This window comes from Pantoea sp. RCC30.1, from assembly GCF_058148845.1.
In genome coordinates, this window is sequence record NZ_JBXUHX010000007.1 from 1 (window position 1) to 20578 (window position 20578).

The window sequence follows — 20578 nt, forward strand, 5'->3', positions numbered from 1 at the left end:
AATGCACCAGGCACGGCCCCTGCCTGGAGAGAGCAATAAAGGCATAAACACCGTCCGCGTGACGGGCGGAATATAACATTTTAATACCCTCTTTTGACACCGGCAGCGCTCTGCCGGTGTCTTTTTTTATCTGATATTTCAGCGTACTATCAGCAACCAGCCTATTGCCGCGATGATAGGATAAGGCCCAAAGGGAAAGGGTAAGCCGGGTTTAATCCGCAGCAAAACCACGGCTGCCACCAGAGCCAGTAAGCTGGAGGCCGTCACAATGTCCAGCAGCGGCAGGGGCCCCAGCCACGCACCTAATCCCGCCAGCAGCTTCATATCTCCTCGCCCCATTCCCTCATGCCCGCGCAACAGACTGAATAACAGAGAGAGCAGCCAGGGGACACCAAATCCCAGACCTGCCGCAATAAGCGCCTGGGGAAGTGTCACGGCGCCGTAGCCGCTGGCCGCAAACAGCAGGGCCGCAACAAGCAACGGCAGTGTGAGCCTGTCCGGCAGCAGCATGGTCTGCAAATCAATAAAGAAAAGCGGCACCAGCATTGTAACCATAAAGAGGTCAACGACGCTTTGTGGCGTCACGCCTTGCTGCCAGATAATCGTGCCGTATAAAATTGCCATCACGGCCTCGACCAGAGGGTAGCGCAGTGAAATGGCCTGGCCGCATCCGGCACAACGACCACGTAGCAGTAACCAGCCTAGCAGCGGAATGTTGTGATAAACCTTTACCGGTTGTTTACAGCCCGGGCAATGTGAGCCTGGCCAGGATAACGACATCGCCTCACCGTTAAGTATTCGCGGAAGACGGTAAATGATAACGTTACTGAAGCTGCCAAATATGGCACCAGTTAAAATAAAGAAAATAATTTGCATAGATTCCTTTTTACGCAGCATTTAGGAATGGTTAAATCGAATTTGCTGACCACACCCGCGAGAAGCCGGGTATCCTGCGAATATTGCTCGATTTAATGAACGATATGATAACGGCAGGGGTAAAACATTGATGACCCGCACTATCTTTAGCTGGATGCTTTTTTCAGGCCTCTATAGTCTGCTGGCGCTGTTAAGTCTGCGGAGTCAGGACGTCTGGAGTCTTTCTACAACCTGCTGGTTTCCCACTTCGCTGCTGTTTGCTGTACTTTGGTTAACCTCCGTTCGTGATTGGCCGGTGTGGCTTGTCACAACCGGGTTATTGCATCTTTTTATCGACTTCTGGATTGGTCACCCACTGGCACTTGTCGGCCTTTTCACCCTGTTCGAAATCACTGCATACCCACTGGCCATACTCGTTTTTCGCTACAGCGCTCCCCTGCTGTGGCAGCCCCTGAGCCATCGCCCGATTGCGCGTGAGCTGGTATGGGTAATGCTGCTTACCCTGTTTACCTTATGCGGCGGCGCGGTACTCAGCCTTTGTCTGCTCATGGCTGGATACCCCGTTTCAACCCTGCATTTACTCTACTGGTCGCTATCCACCCTCGCCGGTATACTGGCCATACTCCCCTTCCTGAACGAACAGGATGAGTCTCCCATCTCACTACGGCAGTCGGTGGGTAATGTGCAGACATGGATAGTGGTTGGTGCAAATACATTATTGCAGCTTGGGCTGTTTTTTTCTCCACTTGAGCATCTGCAGCAGGGGCTTAACATGCTGTTTATCCAGCTTATGCTGTTGCTGTTAAGTGTATTCATGCTGTCAGGACGCGGCTTAGGCCTGTTACTGTTGCTTCAATACCTGATCGTGGTACTGGCTACCCAGCAGCGTGAGGGAATCTTTTTCGAGCTGATGCCAGTACGACTGCCTGCGATATGGCAGGCTTACTGTTACCTCGTCTTTTCGTCGATACTGGCTGGCTGCCTGCATCAGTATAAGCGCCGGACACAGCAGCAGCAGCAGCAGGCGAAAAACACGGAGATGATACTTTCCCGCTTTGCTCTTACCGGCAGCAGTCTTTTTTTCCGGCTGGATGTGCCGCAACGCACGCTGCACTGGCAGGGTAATACTGAGACGTTTTTTCCCGAAGAACATCAGAGCATCAGTACTCTCGATCTGCTTGAGGCCCATTGTGATGTCCCCTTTATGCCAGCATTTATTGACTGGTACACCCGAAGTGAAGAACCGCTGTTCGAAAAAAAGCTGATGATACAACGACTCAATGGTCAACAGGCGTGCTGTCTGTTGACCATAATGCGACTTCCCGGCGATCCTTCACTCACCGGCGGGATAAGTACGTTCGCTCCCTCTCTTGATCGCCAGTAACAAACCGAAGGCTTACAATATACGCCGCAGGATCTCCGGCTTACCACTAACGGTATATTTCAGTACGGCAGCTACGAGCATCACCAGAATGATGCCTAACACAATGCAGCTATAGCGATGAATCGTGAAAATAGAACGGGTTGATGACCAGAACGTCTACAGGACGCGTGATATGTAGCAGACCAAACAGGTAATAATCCTTTTGCAGCATCAGGACCCCGCTCACCAGCACGGCAAGAATGGTCAGATAAAACACCCCGCGTACAAAAGCCATCCTCTGTTTTTACGCAAAGATATACCTGCAGGCCGGTCGATCGACGGACGGAAAAAACGCCAGGCAAACACATCAGCATGACAGTCGTAGCAATAGTGGCCAGCGACATATTTAATTCAGAGAAGAAGTTAAACCATCTTGTTCCTTCCAGCGCATGCAGAATGTATCTCACGCATATCGCATAAATGATGATCACCGCCACAACCCAATGAAGAATGCGCGTGAAGCGATCGTAGCGCAAAACTTTCACAGAATTGGATATCATAATATTTACCTTATAAAATCCAGTTTTATCAAAAAACAGACCTGCCAGCAGAGCCAGAAATAAATTAATAATTAATTTGCAGACAACAGGTTAAGCGCCGCATCCGGTGCCCGATGGCTGGCTGCGGTATGGATACTCAGGAAGCGGTAAACGTGGCCGCCGTAAAAGACCTTATCGCCTGACGCACAAGCCTTACCCGGCGTAAAAGCTGCGGTGCTGTTTGCCATTCTCGTCATCCGTTTGAGGAATGGTCACCGTAACAGGCAGCCCCAGAGGAAACAAATTATTGGCTGTATCGCAGGCGATAATCGCTCTGTAATATTTCAGTGAACATTCGGCTTTTAAGAGTATGTCATTCATCTTGAATAAAACAGTGGAATAACTGTATCATTCATCAGATATTAAGCGTTATAGGCTGGAAAAGTCTTAACCAGTTTGCGGTTAATCGCTTATTAGTATCCCTGCCTCTCAACCAGACAGTACCTGACGAATTTCGATTATCAATGAATGTCATGCATCTCATGTTTATCAGGAGATGACCAAAAGAATGAATGCCAAAAGAGACTAATTAATTTATTCTGCGCCATTCTCGCTCAGCCGCAGACATAGTATTCTTCTTAAAAGTATCTGGCGTTACAGGCAAAGAGGCCACCGGTGTAGAGGAATCTACCTTGCTTTACGCTCTAATTCACTCGTCGTTAAACCCGAATCCGGCTGACGCTTTCCCTCTCAGGACTCATGTCCTTTCCATGACTGAAATATGATGAAAAAAACCGTCCTGATTGCTGATGATCACCCCGTCTATTTATTAGGGTTACGTACCCTCCTGCAAACACGCCATGATCGCTATCATATTGTTCATGAAGCGCTGAGCGCTGACGAAGTAATGGATAAGCTTGCACAATCTCCTGTGGATATTATCGTTACTGACTTAAGTATGCCCGGTGAGCGCTTCCCGGACGGATTGACCATGATCCAGACGCTTACCCGTCGTTATCCGGAAAGTATGGTTGTCGTTGTCACAATGATAACCAACCCTGAACTCCTTGCCTCACTGCGCCGCTGCGGCGTGCACGCCGTGCTGAACAAAACGAGTCTGTCGACAAATCTGATTCAGAGTTTACACAGTACGAGCCAGGGACTTATGGCCCCCGTAAAAACGGAGGTTCAGCTTACGCAGCGAGAAATCGAAGTCCTGCGCCTGCTGCTTCGTGGCTTAACCGTGAACCAGATTAGTGGTCAGCTTAAGCGCACTAAGCAAACCATCAGCACACAAAAAATCAGCGCTATGCGCAAGCTCGGCGCCTCAAGCGACTTTGAGTTGTTCCAGTTTGCTCAGAGTCTTGGGCTAAGCACTTAACATGCGCCAGGGCGTGTGGATTCTACTTCTGCTGCTGCTGATACTGGTCAACACGCCTTCCGCGACGGCTGGGCTGAAGATCGGCTTGATTATTGCGCCGCCGTTCGTCTCACAAAATAAAGCCAGCAGTCTGCTGGATGATGAACTCGAAATTCTGTTCATTCATAGCCCCAGGCCGGAAGTTCACCGTTTTGTCTCTGCGGATGAGAGTGTGAAAGCCCTGAAGCAGGGCATCGTTGATATCGTCATTGCCAGCCAGCCGCCAGAGAGCGCTTTGCGAGCCAGTGAACCTATTGTCACTTTTTCTCTGGCCTCTGTGACTCTGCAAAACGGTACTGGTGGTACGCTGTGCTTTCACAATCTTCCGATTAACATCACAGCATTCTGCTCGCTGTCAGCGACTAACGCCTCTACGGAAGAAAATATTCAGCGACTGATTCGTGGCGAAGCCAGCCGCTTTATCGCCCCGGAATTTATTCTGCGCAGCTGGATGGCTCATGCGCCAGCAACCACGTTGTCACTGGATACAGAGGAGGAACTGCCCGCACTGTATTTTTATGCCTGGGCAATGCCCGATCGCACCGATGCGCTGGAAGAAATCAATGCGCATATTCGGACCATGGTTCCTGAAGATGCACACTGGCTTGAGGAGAAATGGCTCCTCCCGAATGGCACCGTATTCAATGCAAGAAACTCGCCAACCAGCGAAAAGGCGCCTCGCCTGTCGCTACAGGTGGTACTTCCCTTGGCCCCCGTCCCTTTTGTACAGCTCACGGCCGATGGGCAGATTCGCGGCGTCTGGTACGATCTCGTATCGAAATTGTTCCCCGCCAATCACTTCAGCCTTGCGTTTGAGATGAACCCGGCATCACTCCCCCCGCTTGCGCAGAGTAAGCAAGTTCGTATAAAGATCGTGGCCAGCCAGACGTCGCCAGCTCCAGGCGCGATTAATTTTGACGAACTCGCCTGGGGTCTGGTCAGCCCCACGCAGCAGGCGCTGCCTGCCGTTTTGCCCGCGCTGAAACATCGGCGCATCGCGGTGCTCCAGGATTCCCCCCTCCTTCCTCTACTGCGGCAGAAGCTGCCGTCGGAAAACCTGGTACTGGTGAAGACGCTTTCTCAGGGTTTTGAATTAATTAACGCGGGAGGTGCTAACGGGCTGGCGGGGGATGCTTATACGCTGAACTATGCTCTGCGGCAACGTGAAGATACCTCACTGCAGCTTATGCCGCTCGATCTGCGGGGTACGCCATTATGGTTTATCGCAGAGAGTTCAGACCCGGTTAATATGGAACGGGTCAACGCAATACTGGCATCCGTAACGCACGCCAGCGTGTTTAGCGAGCGGGCCAAACCGCTGGCTGCCCTTAACAAACGCCAACCTTCTTTAAACCGCACGTTGTGGGCTGCAGTGCTGGCCGTGGTCTTATTTTGTGTCGCGCTTCTGCTGCTGGTTATCTGGAAGATTGTACAACGTCGGCGCAGTCAGCGGGAACAGGATACTTTCGCATTGCACAACGCCCTGTCGTTGTGGCAAACACTCATGAACAACGTCCCGGTGCCGCTGTTTGTCTGCGATCCCTCTGGTCGCCTGACTCGCTATAACGATGCGTTTGTGAAATCCCCGCTTCTGGCGAACAAGCCGGAAGAAGGCAGCCTCTTTGTCAACCTGCCGCTGAGTGAACTCGCAGAGCAATTCGCTCTCCCCAGACGACTGATGCTACTTAACTCACCAGAGCCCCTTACAGGAGAAACGCGTATCGTCCAGGCAAGCGCCACACTTTATTGGTGGCTGTGCAGCTATACCGATAATGTTGGACGACCGCAGGGTATTATTGGCGGCTGGGTTGATATCAGCGAAAAAGCCGAGCTGACTGCCGCGCTGAATTTTGCGCTTAGTCAGGCCGAACGCGCCAGCCAGGAAAAATCAAACTTTCTTGCCCGTATGAGCCATGACATCCGTACACCGCTTAATGCCCTGCTTGGGCTGCTGGAGCTGGAAAAAGAGCGCAGCAATAGTCTCATGGTGGCATGGCAGAGCGCAGGCTCACTGCGGGATGTGATTGGCGATATTCTTGACCTCTCTCGCATCGAAGCGGGAGAGTTGCGGCTTGAGCTGGCGCAACACTCTCTCTGGCAACTACTCCACACCAACGAGGAGATCTTCGCTCATAGCGCCTCAGCTAAAATGCTGCAGTGGCAGGCCGTGCTGGATGTTCCTCGCCATCAACTGTTTTATATCGATAAGTCCCGGCTTAGCCAGGTAATTGCTAACCTGCTCAGTAACGCCATCAAATACACCCCTGAGGGAAAGGTGACGTTCAGCGCCAGACTTGAGGGTCAGGAACTTGAATTACGTATCACGGATACCGGAATAGGCATATCGCCAGATGCCATGCCATCAATCGGCGCGCCGTGGTTCCAGTGTGATTCTGCCACGCCGCAAAGCAGCGGACTTGGACTTGCAATTTGCTATCAGTTAATTGAGCTGATGGCCGGTAAACTCACCCTGAGCAGTGTGCCAACTCAGGGGACTGAAGTGATCGTTTCGCTGCCTCTGCAGCCTGTCGATGAACAAGCCAGAGTGATCACCGAATCAGAGTCTACGCCGCTGCCACGCCGCCGCATCATGATTGTCGATGATTACCCCGCTAACTTAACCGTGCTGAGACTGCAGCTGGAAAAACTGGGACAGGAAGTAATTGAGTGTACCAATGCCAGCGATGCCCTTGCCCGACTGGCTACCGATCCAGTAGAGGTACTGATTACTGACTGCCAGATGCCGGAAATAGATGGCTATCAACTCTCGATATTGCTGCTGGTAAGAGATATCGCGGGGTTAGCCCCTGCACCAGCTATTCTGCTTGGCTGCACCGCCAATGCGCTGCTGGAAGAGAATGACCGGGCACGCCATGCCGGCATGGACGGCCTGTTGCGCAAACCCCTCACCGTAGGTGAACTGCAGCAGGCACTGACGCAGCACGCCAGTCCCCTCGTGGAGACCTGTGATCTTACAGGCCTTTACCAACTTGCAGAGGGACAACATGATGTGATTATCCTGATGCGCGATCAGATGCGGGAAGCGCTTGAGCAGGACCTGCGGCAGCTCAGATGTTCCGCCCATTCAGCCGAAGCGCTGAGTAAGCTGGCGCACCGTTTCAAGGCATCATGGAGCCTGCTTTCCATGAGAGAAGCAACCCGTTTCTGCCAGGCAATGGAGGCTCTCCCTGAACTCCTCCGGGTGGGTCTTGTCGATGAGTTACAGCTTTCCACGATCGCAGAACGTTTCGTGGCATTAATGCAGGAGAGCCTGCTACGCCTGGACAGCGCGCAAGAGGAATTATCTGACAAGTACTAAAGAATACTCTCGGTGGGAACAGTATATTTCTTCACATCAGGCGACGTAATCCAGAGCGCCATCATTATTTCGGAGAAACCACTATGAGTATCAATATTGCTATCGCTCATGAGCATACGATTATTCGTCGCGGCGTTATGTCGATGATCATGAATGCGCCGGCCCTGCCCAGTGACAGCTTTTCCCGCCCCGAAATTAAAGTCACAGGGGATACAGCCTCGCCTTCCGGACTCATGTCACTGCTAACTGAGCAGACTGTTGATATTCTTTTTCTTGGCTTCTCGCTGGCTACCAGTCCAGGCCCGAATCCCATTAGTGGCATGGATGGCGTGCTGCTGATTAAGTGGCTCAACCGCAAGTATCCAAAGTTAAAAATGATTGTCCTTTCTCCTTATAAAAATACCCAACTCATCCGTATGACGCTGGAAGCCGGGGCTAAAGCCTATATCAGCCGGGATACCTGCGAGAAAACGCTGAGCCGGACGCTGAGTTCAGTCATCAACGATGAGGTTTACATTGAACGCGAACTAATGAACTCCCTGTTTCAGAACAATAATCAAGCCAACAGGGAGCTATCTCCGCGCGAAATTGACGTGCTGCGGATGATGTGTCAGGGGCTTAATCTGACGCAGATCGCTCAGCAGATGAATCTGAGTAATAAGACCGTCAGCGCCCATAAGCTGAGAGCTATGGAGAAACTCAACGTCAGTAACGATTGCCAGCTATATTGTGTGCTGGCAAAAACTCAGGCGTTTGATATTGCCATTTGAACATCACTATTAATAAGTTTCTTACGGCATGACCAGCAGAGACTTATTCACCATTAAGAGACTGCGGTATGGCAGAATGATTTTTGCACTAAGGAACGACTGCCATATTATCTGCCCTACGCTGACCGGGGGAGATCATCAAACTTTCCTGGGGCAGGCGGCGCGGGAAAAACCGCCCCAGGTCACGTCCGGATAAATTAAAGCAACAGCGTTGCCTGTCGCCACCTAGAAAACATATTCCATTTCCAGCCACCACGTGCGACCGGGTTCAGCGATCTGCTGACCAGTGGAATAACCGAATTCGCTGACACCGGCCATATTAAGGTGTTCGCTGTAGGCTTTGTTAAGCAGGTTATCAATACCCGTACTCATCTTTAGCTGCTGACTAAACTTATAATCTGCATTCCAGGCCAGGGTACCAAACCCTGCGCTGCGGCTCAGGTCCTGCCCGGTTACGTTCCCTTTTTGCTTAGCGGTGCGATGCTGAGGAGCGACGGCTCGCCACATCACGCCTGTGCTCCAGTCTTCCTGCTGGTAATTAAGCATGACGCGTCCTTCCAGTGGTGGCATCTGCGGCAGCGGCTGACTGTCGGAACGATTTTCTCCCCAGGCGTAATTAAGGCTACTTTCCAGCAACCAGTTCGGTGCAATCTTCCAGCGCGCTCCGGTTTCCCCTCCCATAATGACAGCGTTGGTGTTGCTTGCCTGCGACGGCGTCTGGCTGTAATCGAACAGGATATAGTCGGAAATCCGTCCGACATAAGCGGAGAGCCAGGCGCTGACGTTCTCGCCATTAAAGCTCAGACCATTGTCCCACTGGAGCGTTTTTTCGCTTTTCAGTTCTTTGAAACTGGCCTGTCCGGCTTTGCCGGAAAAAAATTCCCAGTAGTCCGGGAAACGTTCGGTATAACCCACGCCACTGTAGAGTGTAAGCGGGACATCCGGCAACGTATGCTCAAAGCGCATAAAGGCACCGGGCAGCACGTCACTGCGTGATGCGGACTGTGGTGAGCGCTTGTCGTCAACCTGTACATGATCCAGACGTGCGCCGGTGATGAACTTATTGTCATTATTTAATTCAGTTTGAAGCTCACTGAAAATGCCTGCCTGGATAAACTGCGCATCATCGCGCCAGCCTGCAGCACTCTTCTTGCGGTGAGTCTTACGCATCACATCGGTGCCGGTCATTAGCTGGTTAGCGTCAGACTCCCAGACGGTGCTCAGCCGGCTTCCCATCGTAACCCCACCGACTTCACTTTTGCGTTTTTCCCCAGCAGGCTGGCGCAGACTGTAGTTGTCCATGATGTGGTCGGTGTCGTTATAGTAACTTTGCCAACTGACTTTTCTCAGGTGATCGCTTAATGCATATTTTTCCAGCTTCAGCGCGGCGCTTTTGCGCGCAAAACGGCTGCCGTCCATCATGCGTCCCGCATAGCGGGCTTCGCCGTCACTGGCACCCACGCTGAGTTCAGCCAGCGTATCGTCATCCGGTGTCAGTCCCAGGGTGACGCCGCTGTTCCATTTACGCCACTTGCCTGGCACCCGATTGCCGTCGCCGTCCCGATAATCCTCCGCCTCCGAACGGTTGCCATCTAAACGGATATAGCCCGAGCGATTACCAAACACCGTATTTACATTCTGATCTGAGCGACCATTCGCCCCCTGAAGAAGGTTAACCGAGCCTTTAATCCCCGGCTCACTGAACAGCTCGGGCTGACGCTCAAACAGCAGCGTGCCCGCCGAGGCCATCGGCCCGTGGGTAACGCTTTGTGGCCCTTTGACAACCGTCAGCGTATCGTAACTTTTTGGTGTAATGTAGGCAGTCGGGGTATCCATTCTGGAGCCACACCCCCCCTGCATACTGGCGCCATCGTTCAGAATATTCAGCCGGGAGCCGAACATGCCGCGCAATACAGGATCGCCATTGCTGCCGCCGCTACGCAATATCGAGAAGCCCGGAATTGTTTTCAGTAAATCTGCACCGTCACTGGCCGGAACAGGCTGGCGCGGCGTTTGAGTGGAGGTCACCAGATGGCCCGGATTGTTTACCGGCGCGGTTACGGTCATTACCTGCTCTGCCGCCGCCGGACATGCTGCAGCACACGAGAGAGCCAACAGTAACGGGGGCAGCGTTACCCTGATGCACATATTGTGCAAAGGGATCGTAGACATAATTATATTCCGTTGTAATCAAGATGAAATTAAGTCCACTATTGTTGTTGATTGTGTGAAAAGAATACACGCCAGTTACCTGGGAATAAGCTCTGTCTGAAAGAGAAATATCTCTGCTTGAGTAAGGAATTTATTTTAAATAAGCCGTAAGGTTTTTACAACAAGGAGAGGAAGTCCGGGATAGGCTTAAATACAGTAATGTCTTATCACGCCAGAGGTAAATATACTCAGACACATTATCAGAGTGAATTAACATCGGCAGAGTGTAAAAACCGCAACATGACTGAGTCAGCAGCTGAATAAAAATTCTGATGCTGAATAGAGAGTTTCTGATTGAACTGAATGTATATTGATTGTTACGGATAGTGAGTTTAGCTTTATTCACTCTTATTTTAATAGATGTCATGTGCAAGCAAAGGCCCATTTACTGCACCCTCACTGCTTACGCGCTTTTGACGTCGCTTAACGCCGCAATATAATAAAACGGCCCGCAGACCGTTTCACAGAAGGCAAATCAGGCGAGTGTTCCGGCACCGCGGCAGTTAGGCGAAGCCAGTACGGTATCCTGCAACCCTTCCCACTCTTTCAGGGTGTATGTATGCAAGGCTAAGGCATGGACGCTGCCCGCGAGTTCAGCCGCCAGTTCGCCATAAATCAGGCGGTGACGCGCAAGAAATCGCTGACCCGCAAAGCAGTCGCTGACAATGACCACTTTGAAGTGACTTTCGGATCCGGCAGGAACGTTGTGCCGGTAGCTCTCGTCATGCACTTCCAGATGAGCTGGCTGAAACGCCAGACGCAACTTTTCTTCTATTTGTTCGCGGATCATGGCTATTACTCCTCAATGGCGAGCGCGGTGCCCCATCTCATTCAATCTTAGTCGCTTTTAGTGCGCATACCCGTCAGCTGACGCTAAATATTGCATTTTATGTCAGCCCGCTTTCGGCGCGCATAATAACGCAGCTGAAACGAACAGCAAACCGACCTGTCAGAGAAGGAGCTTAAAACGGTTTCAGACACAATTTCCCCGGCAACAGGGCTTTTTTCACTGCCGGGCAATGCTATGATGCCCCCAGTTTTTGCAAACCAACCCCCTGACACCAACGAGAAAAAGTATGTTGAAAAAACTGTTATTCCCACTGTTGGCTGCGTTCATTTTAGCCGGCTGTGCAACCAGCGATAATACCCTGACTATTCAGCCTAAAATTCAGTTGCCACAGCAGGATCCAGGCCTGATGGGTGTGACTGTCAGCATCAACGGTGCCGACCAGCGTAAAGATCAGGCGCTGGCAAAAGTAAACCGTGATGGTCAGTTAGTGACCCTGACGCCATCGCGCGATCTGCGTTTCCTGCTGCAGGAAGTGCTGGAGAAGCAGATGACCGCTCGCGGCTATATGGTTGGTCCTAATGGCGCAGTCGATCTGCAGATTGTGGTTAACAATCTCTATGCCGACGTAACGCAGGGTAATGTGCGCTACAGCATTACCACCAAAGCGGACATTTCGATCATCGCGACAGCGAAAAACGGCAACAAACAGGTTAAAAACTACCGCCAGACTTACAGCGTAGAGGGTGCGTTCAACGCTAATAACCAGAAGATTACCAACGCGGTGAACGCCACCATGAGCGATGTGATCGCGGATATGGCACAGGACACCAGCGTCAACGACTTCATCAAGCAGAACGCCCGTTAATACCGTCTATCCTCTGCCCTGCCTTGCGCAGGGCTTTTTGTTATCTGCAGGATCCGCATGAACCACTATCTTCGCCTCTTCAGCCAGAAAAACGCCGCCGTCTTACTGCTCCTCGGTTTTGCTTCCGGTCTGCCGCTGGCACTAACATCGGGCACGTTGCAGGCGTGGATGACAGTGGAAAATGTCGATCTGAAAACCATCGGCTTCTTTTCGCTGGTCGGCCAGGCCTACGTCTTTAAGTTTCTCTGGTCGCCGATGATGGACCGTTATACGCCGCCTTTTCTGGGCCGGCGTCGCGGCTGGTTACTGCTTAGTCAGCTGGCGCTGGTAGGCGCAATTTTTGCGATGGGCTTTCTGCAGCCGGGCCGCGATCTGACCCTGATGGCCGCGCTGGCGGTGCTGATCGCTTTCTGCTCCGCCTCGCAGGACATCGTTTTTGACGCCTGGAAAACCGACATTCTGCCGCCTGAAGAGCGCGGCAGCGGTGCGGCGATCACCGTGCTGGGTTATCGGCTGGCGATGCTGATTTCAGGCGGGCTGGCTCTGTGGCTGGCTGACCGCTATCTGGGCTGGCAGGCGACCTACTGGCTGATGGCATTGATGATGGTGCCGGGCATTATCGCGACGCTAATGGCCAGCGAGCCGGACACGCGCATCTCAACCCCTCATTCGTTGCGCCAGGCGGTTGTCGATCCGCTTAAAGATTTCTTTCAGCGCAACAACGCCTGGCTTCTGATTACCCTGATCATTCTTTACAAGCTGGGCGATGCCTTTGCCGCCTCGCTGACCACCACCTTTCTGATTCGCGGCGTCGGCTTTAATGCCGGTGATGTTGGCCTGGTCAACAAGACGCTGGGCCTGCTGGCGACCATTATTGGGGCGCTCTATGGCGGCGTGCTGATGCAGCGCCTGAGCCTGTTCCGGGCGCTGCTGATTTTCGGCGTGCTGCAGGCAGTATCAAACTTTGGCTACTGGCTGCTGGCGGTGACCGATAAACAGTTGTGGAGCATGGCCAGCGCCGTCTTTGTGGAAAACCTCTGCGGCGGAATGGGCACTGCGGCATTTGTCGCGCTGTTAATGACGCTATGTAACAAATCGTTTTCAGCGACGCAGTTTGCCCTGCTCTCGGCACTGTCAGCCGTTGGTCGGGTCTATGTCGGCCCGGCGGCGGGCTGGCTGGTTGAACTCTGGGGCTGGCCGACCTTCTATGCCTTTACGGTGTTCGCGGGTCTGCCGGGCCTGGTGCTGCTGGCTTTTTGCCGGCAGACACTTAATCAGGTCGAGCAGAGTGGCAATTTCCTCACACGAAGCTACTATCCTCATGGTTATCGCTGGACTAATCGTCTGTTTGCAGCAGGATGCGGCGTGCTGGCTCTCTGGCTGGTGGCGCTGGCACTCACTGCACTGGGACTGACTGCGCTGGCATCGCTGCTCACCCGCCTGTTTGAACTGGGCATGACCCTCTCCTTACTGGCGGTGCTTGCGGGGGTGTTGCTGGACTACCGGGCGCTGAAGAAAACGCCGGTGCTGCCCGCGTCAGACGCTTAAGCGAAACCGATAGGTTAACGGGCTGCGGCTTATTTTCCGGCAACCGGATAAGTCGCTGTCATTTATCATCGCGTGTTATTTTTAAAAAATAACAATATGACCTGAGGAGGTGTAATGAAAATACTAAAAACCGGTGAGCAATTACTTTGTTTAAATTTCATCGCACAAATGATACGGACTTGTTAAATAATTGGGGGTTAAAAGTAAGGGTTATTCCTTTCCCTGATTTTTTTACGGTTACTTCCATTGGTTTTTGTTATATTGGTGGCAACTGCTTGTCTGCGTTAATTTTTTGTCACCTGGCGCAACATCTGTGACACCCTTAGCAAAAGGTGTCAACACGTATCTGACACATCCTTAAGCTGGTTTACACTGCATAAACCTTCCCGTAAAATGCGCGCACACTTAAACGACAATAGAGCCCTTTGTCATTGAGGTCGTTAAATGAGACTCAGTAAATACAATAAAAGTTTGGGGATTTTGTCATTAATTGCAGGCACTTTATTAATGAGTGGCTGCGATAGTGCATTGTTAAATCCCAAAGGACAGATTGCACTGGAGCAACGTTCGCTGATACTGACTGCCTTTGGCCTGATGTTGATCGTCGTGATCCCCGCAGTCCTGATGGCCGTGGTGTTTGCCTGGAAGTATCGGGCATCCAACACGAATGCGAAGTACAGCCCTAACTGGTCACACTCTAACAAAGTGGAAGCCGTGGTCTGGACCATTCCGATCCTGATCATTCTCTTCCTTAGCGTACTGACCTGGAAATCGACCCACGCACTGGAGCCCAGCAAACCGCTGCAATCTGATGTGAAACCGGTTGAGATCGATGTGGTTGCACTGGACTGGAAATGGTTGTTCATTTACCCGGAGCAGGGTATTGCGACTGTGAACCAGATTGCCTTCCCGGCAAATACTCCGGTGAACTTCAAAATTACCTCTAACTCCGTCATGAACTCTTTCTTCATCCCAACGCTCGGCAGCCAGATTTATGCGATGGCTGGTATGCAGACCAAGCTGCATCTGATTGCGAATGAGCCGGGAACTTTCGACGGTATCTCTGCGAACTTCAGTGGTCGTGGTTTCTCTGGCATGAAGTTTAAAGCCATTGCAACCAAAGACGATGCGGAATTCCAGCAGTGGGTGGCTAAAGTTAAAGCAGCCCCTAACACGCTGACTACTATGGATGATTTAGAGAAAGTGGCTGTGCCAAGCGAAAATCACCCGGTGGAATATTTCTCTTCAGCTGATCCGAAACTGTTCATGCAAGTCATCGACAAGTTCAAGATGAGCCACGGGAAAATGGACATGCCACAGCATGAAGGTATGGACATGAGTCACGCCGCTTCCGCGGGAGCCGAGGAATAATACGATGTTCGGAAAATTAACACTTGATGCAGTGCCGTACCATGAGCCGATTATCATGGTTACGGTTGCCGCTATCCTGATAGGTGGTGCTGCGCTGGTCGCTGCGCTGACCTATTTTGGTAAGTGGAAATATCTGTGGTCTGAATGGCTGACGTCAGTCGACCACAAACGCCTGGGTATCATGTACATCATCATGGCGTTCGTCATGCTGATTCGTGGTTTCGCTGATGCCATTATGATGCGTACCCAGCAGGTTATGGCTTCGGCCGGTGAAGCGGGCATTCTGCCACCGCACCACTACGACCAGATCTTTACCGCGCATGGCGTGATTATGATCTTCTTCGTGGCGATGCCTTTCGTGGTTGGCCTGATGAACATCGCGGTTCCGTTGCAGATTGGTGCACGTGACGTTGCGTTCCCGTTCCTGAACAACCTGAGTTTCTGGTTTACTGCGGTCGGTGTGATCCTGGTTAACCTGTCTCTGGGTGTGGGCGAGTTCGCACAGACCGGCTGGCTGGCATATCCGCCGCTCTCCGGCGCGGAGTACAGTCCCGGGGTCGGGGTCGATTACTGGATCTGGAGCCTTCAGCTCTCAGGTATTGGTACGACCTTAACCGGTATTAACTTCTTCGTGACCATCCTGAAGATGCGCGCACCGGGCATGAGCCTGTTCAAAATGCCGGTCTTTACCTGGACTGCGCTGTGCACCAACGTCCTGATCATCGCTGCGTTCCCGGTTCTGACCGTGACTCTGGCGCTGTTGACCCTTGATCGTTATCTCGGCTTCCATTTCTTCACTAATGAAATGGGCGGGAACATGATGATGTACGTCAACCTGATCTGGGTCTGGGGCCATCCGGAAGTGTATATCCTGGTACTGCCGGTGTTTGGTGTGTTCGCAGAAATTACCGCGACCTTCTCCAAAAAACGTCTGTTTGGTTATACCTCTCTGGTGTGGGCGACCATCGCCATTACCGTGCTGTCGTTTATCGTCTGGTTGCACCACTTCTTCACCATGGGTGCAGGTGCCAACGTTAACGCCTTCTTCGGTATCATGACGATGATCATCGCGATTCCGACCGGGGTTAAAATCTTTAACTGGCTGTTCACCATGTATCAGGGCCGCATTCAGATGCACTCTGCCATGCTGTGGACCGTTGGCTTCCTGGTAACCTTCTCTGTAGGGGGTATGACCGGCGTACTGCTGGCCGTTCCGGGCGCTGACTTTATTCTGCACAACAGCCTGTTCCTGATTGCACACTTCCATAACGTTATCATCGGTGGTGTTGTCTTCGGTTGTATGGCGGGCGTGACCTACTGGTTCCCGAAAGCATTCGGCTTCACTCTGAACGAAACCTGGGGTAAGCGCGCATTCTGGTTCTGGATCATTGGCTTCTTCGTTGCCTTTATGCCGCTGTACGCACTGGGCTTCATGGGTATGACCCGTCGTCTGAGCCAGGATATTGATCCACAGTTCCACCCTCTTCTGGTGGTTGCTGCGGTCGGTGCTGGTCTGATTGCAATGGGTATCCTGTGTCAGCTGACCATGTTCTACGTTTCAGTACGTGACCGTGATCAGAACCGTGATGTGACAGGTGACCCGTGGGGCGGTCGTACGCTGGAGTGGGCAACCTCTTCACCACCACCGTTCTATAACTTTGCTGTCATCCCACATGTGCATGAGCGTGATGCGTTCTGGGAAATGAAAGAGAAAGGCGAAGCGTACAAACAGCCGGCATCCTATGAAGAGATTCATATGCCGAAAAACAGCGGTGCTGCAATCATCATCTGCGCATTCGCCACCGTAATGGGCTTCGCGCTGATCTGGCATATCTGGTGGATGGCTGGTCTTTCATTCCTCGGCATGATCGTTACCTGGATCGTGAAGAGCTTCGACGAAGACGTGGATTACTACGTTCCGGTTGCTGAAGTTCAGAAGATTGAAAACCAGCACTTTGACGAAATCAGCAAAGCAGGTCTGAAATAATGTCAACTGAAACTCTGATTAAACATCACCACGACGCCCATGCGGAGCATGGGCATCACGATGCAGGAGCCAATAAAGTCTTTGGCTTCTGGATCTACCTGATGAGTGACTGCATTATCTTCGCAACCCTGTTTGCGACCTATGCTGTCATGGTCAACAACACTGCCGGTGGCCCGGCAGGTAAAGATATCTTTGAGCTGCCGTTTGTTCTGGTAGAAACCGCCCTGCTGCTGTTGAGTTCGATCACTTACGGTATGGCTGTTATCTCCATGAACAAGGAGCAAAAAGGTGCCGTTATCGGCTGGCTGGCGCTGACCTTCCTGTTCGGTCTGGGCTTCATCGGGATGGAAATCTATGAATTCCACCACCTGATTGCTGAAGGCTTTGGTCCGGATCGCAGTGGCTTCCTGTCTGGCTTCTTTACGCTGGTCGGTACCCACGGTCTGCACGTGACCTCAGGTCTGGTCTGGATGCTGGTTCTGATGTTCCAGGTTTCCAAACGTGGCCTGAACGCGACTAACCGCACCCGTATCATGTGTCTGAGCCTGTTCTGGCACTTCCTGGACGTGGTCTGGATTTGCGTCTTCACCGTTGTTTACCTGATGGGAGCCATGTAATGAGTCATTCTGTTAACGAACATGGCGCTTCACACGGTAGCGTGAAGTCCTACATGATCGGCTTCATCCTCTCTATCATCCTGACGGCAATCCCGTTCTGGATGGTAATGGATGGCAGTGCATCTCACGGTACTATCCTCGGTGTTGTTCTGGTTTGTGCGGTAATCCAGGTGCTGGTTCACCTGGTTTACTTCCTGCACTTAGACAGCAAATCTGAGGGTGGCTGGAACATGGTAGCCATTGTTTTCTCGGCCATCATCATCCTGATTGTCGTAGTAGGCTCACTGTGGATCATGTGGAACCTCAACTACAACATGATGCCTCACTAAAGAGTCACGCGTAATGTTTAAGCAATACCTGCAAGTTACAAAACCAGGAATTATCTTCGGGAATTTAATTTCTGTGATCGGCGGATTCCTGTTGGCTTCCAAAGGCAACACGGATTACGCCCTGTTTCTCTTCACCCTGGTGGGCGTGTCACTGGTGGTTGCATCGGGTTGTGTTTTCAACAACGTGATTGACCGCGACATTGACATCAAGATGGAGAGAACCAGGAATCGGGTGCTGGTAAAAGGCCTCATCTCCGCGAAAGTAAGCCTGGTTTATGCGACTGTGCTGGGTATTGCTGGCTTTGCGTTGCTCTACTTCGGTGCTAATCCGCTGGCCATGTGGCTGGCGGTGATGGGCTTCGTGGTGTACGTGGGCATCTACAGTCTCTACATGAAGCGCAATTCCGTTTACGGAACGCTGATTGGAAGTCTGTCGGGTGCCGCGCCGCCGGTTATCGGCTACTGCGCAGTCTCAAACCAGTTTGATGCTGGCGCGTTAATCCTGCTGGCGATCTTTAGCCTGTGGCAGATGCCGCATTCGTACGCGATTGCGATCTTCCGCTTTAAAGATTATCAGGCAGCGAACATCCCGGTTCTGCCGGTGGTGAAAGGCATTTCCGTGGCTAAGAATCATATTACGCTCTATATCCTGGCGTTTATGATTGCCACGCTGATGCTGACGCTGGGAGGTTACGCGGGCTACAAATATCTGGTGGTGGCCGCTGCGGTCAGCGTCTGGTGGCTGGGCATGGCGTTATCGGGTTACAAAACTGCGGATGACCGTGTCTGGGCACGTAAAGTGTTCGTCTTCTCTATCGTGACTATCACCGCGCTGAGCGTGATGATGTCGGTAGATTCGCTGGCTCCGGCCTCGAAGGACTTGCTGACTTACGTCTGGTAACCGGCACCGATACAGCATGAAAAGGGCGCGATTTTCGCGCCCTTTCTTTTTGTTACCACTGCTTAAAAACTATTGTTTTACCCGCCCTGCCCCGCCACCTAGAATAAGTGCAGCACATTAATAGAGGTTGGAATGAACGATAACAAAATGACTCCGGTGGAGCTGCGCGCCACATGGGGCCTCGGTACGGTCTTTTCCCTGCGCATGCTGGGAATGTTTATGGTCCTGCCGGTACTGACCACTTATGGCATGGCATTACAGGGCGCAAGTGAAACCTTAATCGGTCTGGCGATTGGCATCTATGGCCTTGCCCAGGCAGTATTTCAGATTCCTTTTGGTCTGCTTTCCGATCGCATCGGCCGTAAGCCGTTGATCGTCGGCGGACTGTTGCTGTTTGTTCTGGGCAGCATTATCGCTGCCTGCACCGACTCCATCTGGGGCATTATTCTGGGCCGTGCGCTGCAGGGTTCAGGGGCGATAGCCGCTGCCGTGATGGCCCTGCTATCTGATTTAACCCGTGAGCAGAACCGTACCAAAGCGATGGCGTTTATCGGCATCAGCTTTGGCGTGACCTTCGCGATTGCGATGGTAGTCGGCCCGATTGTCACTCATGCGCTGGGTCTGCATGCGCTGTTCTGGATGATTGCGATTCTGGCGTCGCTGGGTATCGTGATTACACTGCTGGTGGTGCCGTCCGCTTCCCATCATGTACTGAACCGTGAATCGGGTATGGTGAAGGGCAGCTTCCGCAAAGTGATGGCTAACCCGCGTCTGGTGAAGCTCAATATCGGTATTTTCTGCCTGCACGTCCTGCTGATGTCGAGCTTTGTCGCCTTGCCAGGGCAGTTTGAACAGGCCGGTTTCCCGGCCCCCGAGCACTGGAAAGTCTATCTCTCCACTATGCTAATCGCCTTTGCAGGCGTGGTGCCATTTATTATTTATGCCGAAGTGAAGCGGCGCATGAAGCGCGTTTTTGTCGGCTGCGTCGGGATGATTGTCATTGCTGAAATCGTGCTGTGGGGCGCGGAAGGCCATTTCTGGACGCTGGTAGTGGGTGTTCAGCTCTTCTTCTTCGCCTTCAATCTGATGGAAGCCATTCTGCCTTCGCTGATCAGTAAAGAGTCGCCCGCAGGCTATAAAGGTACGGCGATGGGAATTTACTCCACCAGCCAGTTCCTGGGTGTAGCCGTTGGCGGCAGCATGGGTGGCTGGGTCTTTGGTCATTTCGATGCACAAACCGTATTTCTGGTTGGCGCGATGGTGGCTGCAGCCTGGCTGTTTGTCAGCATGACAATGCAGGAGCCGCCCTATGTCAGCAGCCTGCGCATCGTGCTGAGTGATGCTGCACTGGCTGTGCCGAATCTGGAGCAGCGCCTGAAAGCGCAGCCGGGCGTTAACTCCGTGTTTATCGTGCCGGAAGAGAAAAGCGCGTATATCAAAATTGATAGCAAGGTAACCAGTCGCCCTGAGCTGGAAGCTCTGCTGGGTAGCTGCTAGTTTAAAATGGGTTCTGCTGGTTAAATCTGGTCGATTAGCGGTGGGATCTTGCGTGTAGAGGAAACCAGCTTGCTCGACCAGATAACGTTAGCCCCTTTCGCTATTGGATCGAGCTGGCTCAGGGATGAGGTGCGTAATCGCCCGCGCTGAGCCGCCAGGGATGGCGCTTTTGCGT

At 52.2% G+C, this 20578-nt stretch carries 17 protein-coding genes; 12 read left to right on the forward strand and 5 right to left on the reverse strand.

The window, feature by feature from the left end:
* Nucleotides 1-138: 138 nt before the first annotated feature.
* Entirely contained in the window at nucleotides 139-897 is a 759-nt protein-coding gene (locus AC2LB6_RS08240; protein ID WP_490093136.1) for a prepilin peptidase, read from the reverse strand.
* A 109-nt stretch (nucleotides 898-1006) separates the two neighbouring features.
* On the opposite strand from AC2LB6_RS08240, the gene AC2LB6_RS08245 reads away from it, so the two are divergent.
* A complete protein-coding gene (locus AC2LB6_RS08245) occupies nucleotides 1007-2260 on the forward strand; it encodes a hypothetical protein (RefSeq protein WP_490093137.1) in 1254 nt (417 codons plus the stop codon).
* A 109-nt stretch (nucleotides 2261-2369) separates the two neighbouring features.
* On the opposite strand, the gene AC2LB6_RS08250 is transcribed toward AC2LB6_RS08245, so the two are convergent.
* Together AC2LB6_RS08250 and AC2LB6_RS08255 are read right to left on the reverse strand one after the other, a co-directional pair.
* The gene (locus AC2LB6_RS08250) at nucleotides 2370-2534 is read right to left on the reverse strand and encodes a hypothetical protein (RefSeq protein WP_490093138.1); all 165 of its coding nucleotides are present in this window, start codon (nucleotides 2532-2534) and stop codon (nucleotides 2370-2372) included.
* Nucleotides 2535-2870: 336 nt separating this feature from the next.
* Nucleotides 2871-3026: a hypothetical protein gene (locus AC2LB6_RS08255; RefSeq protein ID WP_490093139.1), complete on the reverse strand. Its 156-nt coding sequence runs from the start codon at nucleotides 3024-3026 to the stop codon at nucleotides 2871-2873.
* Nucleotides 3027-3559: 533 nt separating this feature from the next.
* On the opposite strand from AC2LB6_RS08255, the gene AC2LB6_RS08260 reads away from it, so the two are divergent.
* From AC2LB6_RS08260 to AC2LB6_RS08270, 3 genes are all read left to right on the forward strand, one after another.
* Entirely contained in the window at nucleotides 3560-4159 is a 600-nt protein-coding gene (locus AC2LB6_RS08260; protein ID WP_490093140.1) for a response regulator, read from the forward strand.
* A gap of 13 nt (nucleotides 4160-4172) precedes the next feature.
* Nucleotides 4173-7517 (forward strand): ATP-binding protein, encoded by a 3345-nt coding sequence (locus tag AC2LB6_RS08265; protein ID WP_490093141.1) that lies wholly within the window; start codon nucleotides 4173-4175, stop codon nucleotides 7515-7517.
* 83 nt (nucleotides 7518-7600) lie between these two features.
* Nucleotides 7601-8287: a LuxR C-terminal-related transcriptional regulator gene (locus tag AC2LB6_RS08270; RefSeq protein ID WP_490093142.1), complete on the forward strand. Its 687-nt coding sequence runs from the start codon at nucleotides 7601-7603 to the stop codon at nucleotides 8285-8287.
* A gap of 225 nt (nucleotides 8288-8512) precedes the next feature.
* On the opposite strand, the gene AC2LB6_RS08275 is transcribed toward AC2LB6_RS08270, so the two are convergent.
* Nucleotides 8513-10354 (reverse strand): TonB-dependent copper receptor, encoded by a 1842-nt coding sequence (locus AC2LB6_RS08275; RefSeq protein WP_490093143.1) that lies wholly within the window; start codon nucleotides 10352-10354, stop codon nucleotides 8513-8515.
* 619 nt (nucleotides 10355-10973) lie between these two features.
* Nucleotides 10974-11288 (reverse strand): transcriptional regulator BolA, encoded by a 315-nt coding sequence (gene bolA, locus AC2LB6_RS08280; RefSeq protein ID WP_490093144.1) that lies wholly within the window; start codon nucleotides 11286-11288, stop codon nucleotides 10974-10976.
* A 286-nt stretch (nucleotides 11289-11574) separates the two neighbouring features.
* Here bolA and AC2LB6_RS08285 point away from each other — a divergent pair, with 286 nt between their 5' ends.
* From AC2LB6_RS08285 to AC2LB6_RS08320, 8 genes are all read left to right on the forward strand, one after another.
* Complete coding sequence (locus AC2LB6_RS08285) at nucleotides 11575-12153, forward strand: lipoprotein (RefSeq protein ID WP_490093145.1); 579 nt, start codon at nucleotides 11575-11577, stop codon at nucleotides 12151-12153.
* A gap of 57 nt (nucleotides 12154-12210) precedes the next feature.
* The gene (gene ampG / locus AC2LB6_RS08290; protein ID WP_490093146.1) at nucleotides 12211-13701 is read left to right on the forward strand and encodes a muropeptide MFS transporter AmpG; all 1491 of its coding nucleotides are present in this window, start codon (nucleotides 12211-12213) and stop codon (nucleotides 13699-13701) included.
* Nucleotides 13702-14145: 444 nt separating this feature from the next.
* Complete coding sequence (gene cyoA, locus AC2LB6_RS08295; RefSeq protein ID WP_490093147.1) at nucleotides 14146-15072, forward strand: cytochrome o ubiquinol oxidase subunit II; 927 nt, start codon at nucleotides 14146-14148, stop codon at nucleotides 15070-15072.
* 4 nt (nucleotides 15073-15076) lie between these two features.
* The gene (cyoB, locus tag AC2LB6_RS08300) at nucleotides 15077-17059 is read left to right on the forward strand and encodes a cytochrome o ubiquinol oxidase subunit I (RefSeq protein ID WP_490093148.1); all 1983 of its coding nucleotides are present in this window, start codon (nucleotides 15077-15079) and stop codon (nucleotides 17057-17059) included.
* On the forward strand, nucleotides 17059-17676 hold the full coding sequence (locus tag AC2LB6_RS08305; RefSeq protein WP_490093149.1) for a cytochrome o ubiquinol oxidase subunit III: 618 nt from the start codon (nucleotides 17059-17061) through the stop codon (nucleotides 17674-17676). The genes cyoB and AC2LB6_RS08305 overlap by 1 nt, the downstream gene beginning before the upstream one ends.
* Nucleotides 17676-18005, forward strand: coding sequence for a cytochrome o ubiquinol oxidase subunit IV (locus AC2LB6_RS08310; RefSeq protein ID WP_008924889.1), 330 nt, complete (start codon nucleotides 17676-17678; stop codon nucleotides 18003-18005). The genes AC2LB6_RS08305 and AC2LB6_RS08310 overlap by 1 nt, the downstream gene beginning before the upstream one ends.
* A 13-nt stretch (nucleotides 18006-18018) precedes the next feature.
* The gene (cyoE, locus tag AC2LB6_RS08315; protein WP_090963256.1) at nucleotides 18019-18906 is read left to right on the forward strand and encodes a heme o synthase; all 888 of its coding nucleotides are present in this window, start codon (nucleotides 18019-18021) and stop codon (nucleotides 18904-18906) included.
* A 132-nt stretch (nucleotides 18907-19038) separates the two neighbouring features.
* Nucleotides 19039-20403: an MFS transporter gene (locus tag AC2LB6_RS08320; protein WP_490093150.1), complete on the forward strand. Its 1365-nt coding sequence runs from the start codon at nucleotides 19039-19041 to the stop codon at nucleotides 20401-20403.
* Nucleotides 20404-20578 lie beyond the last annotated feature (175 nt).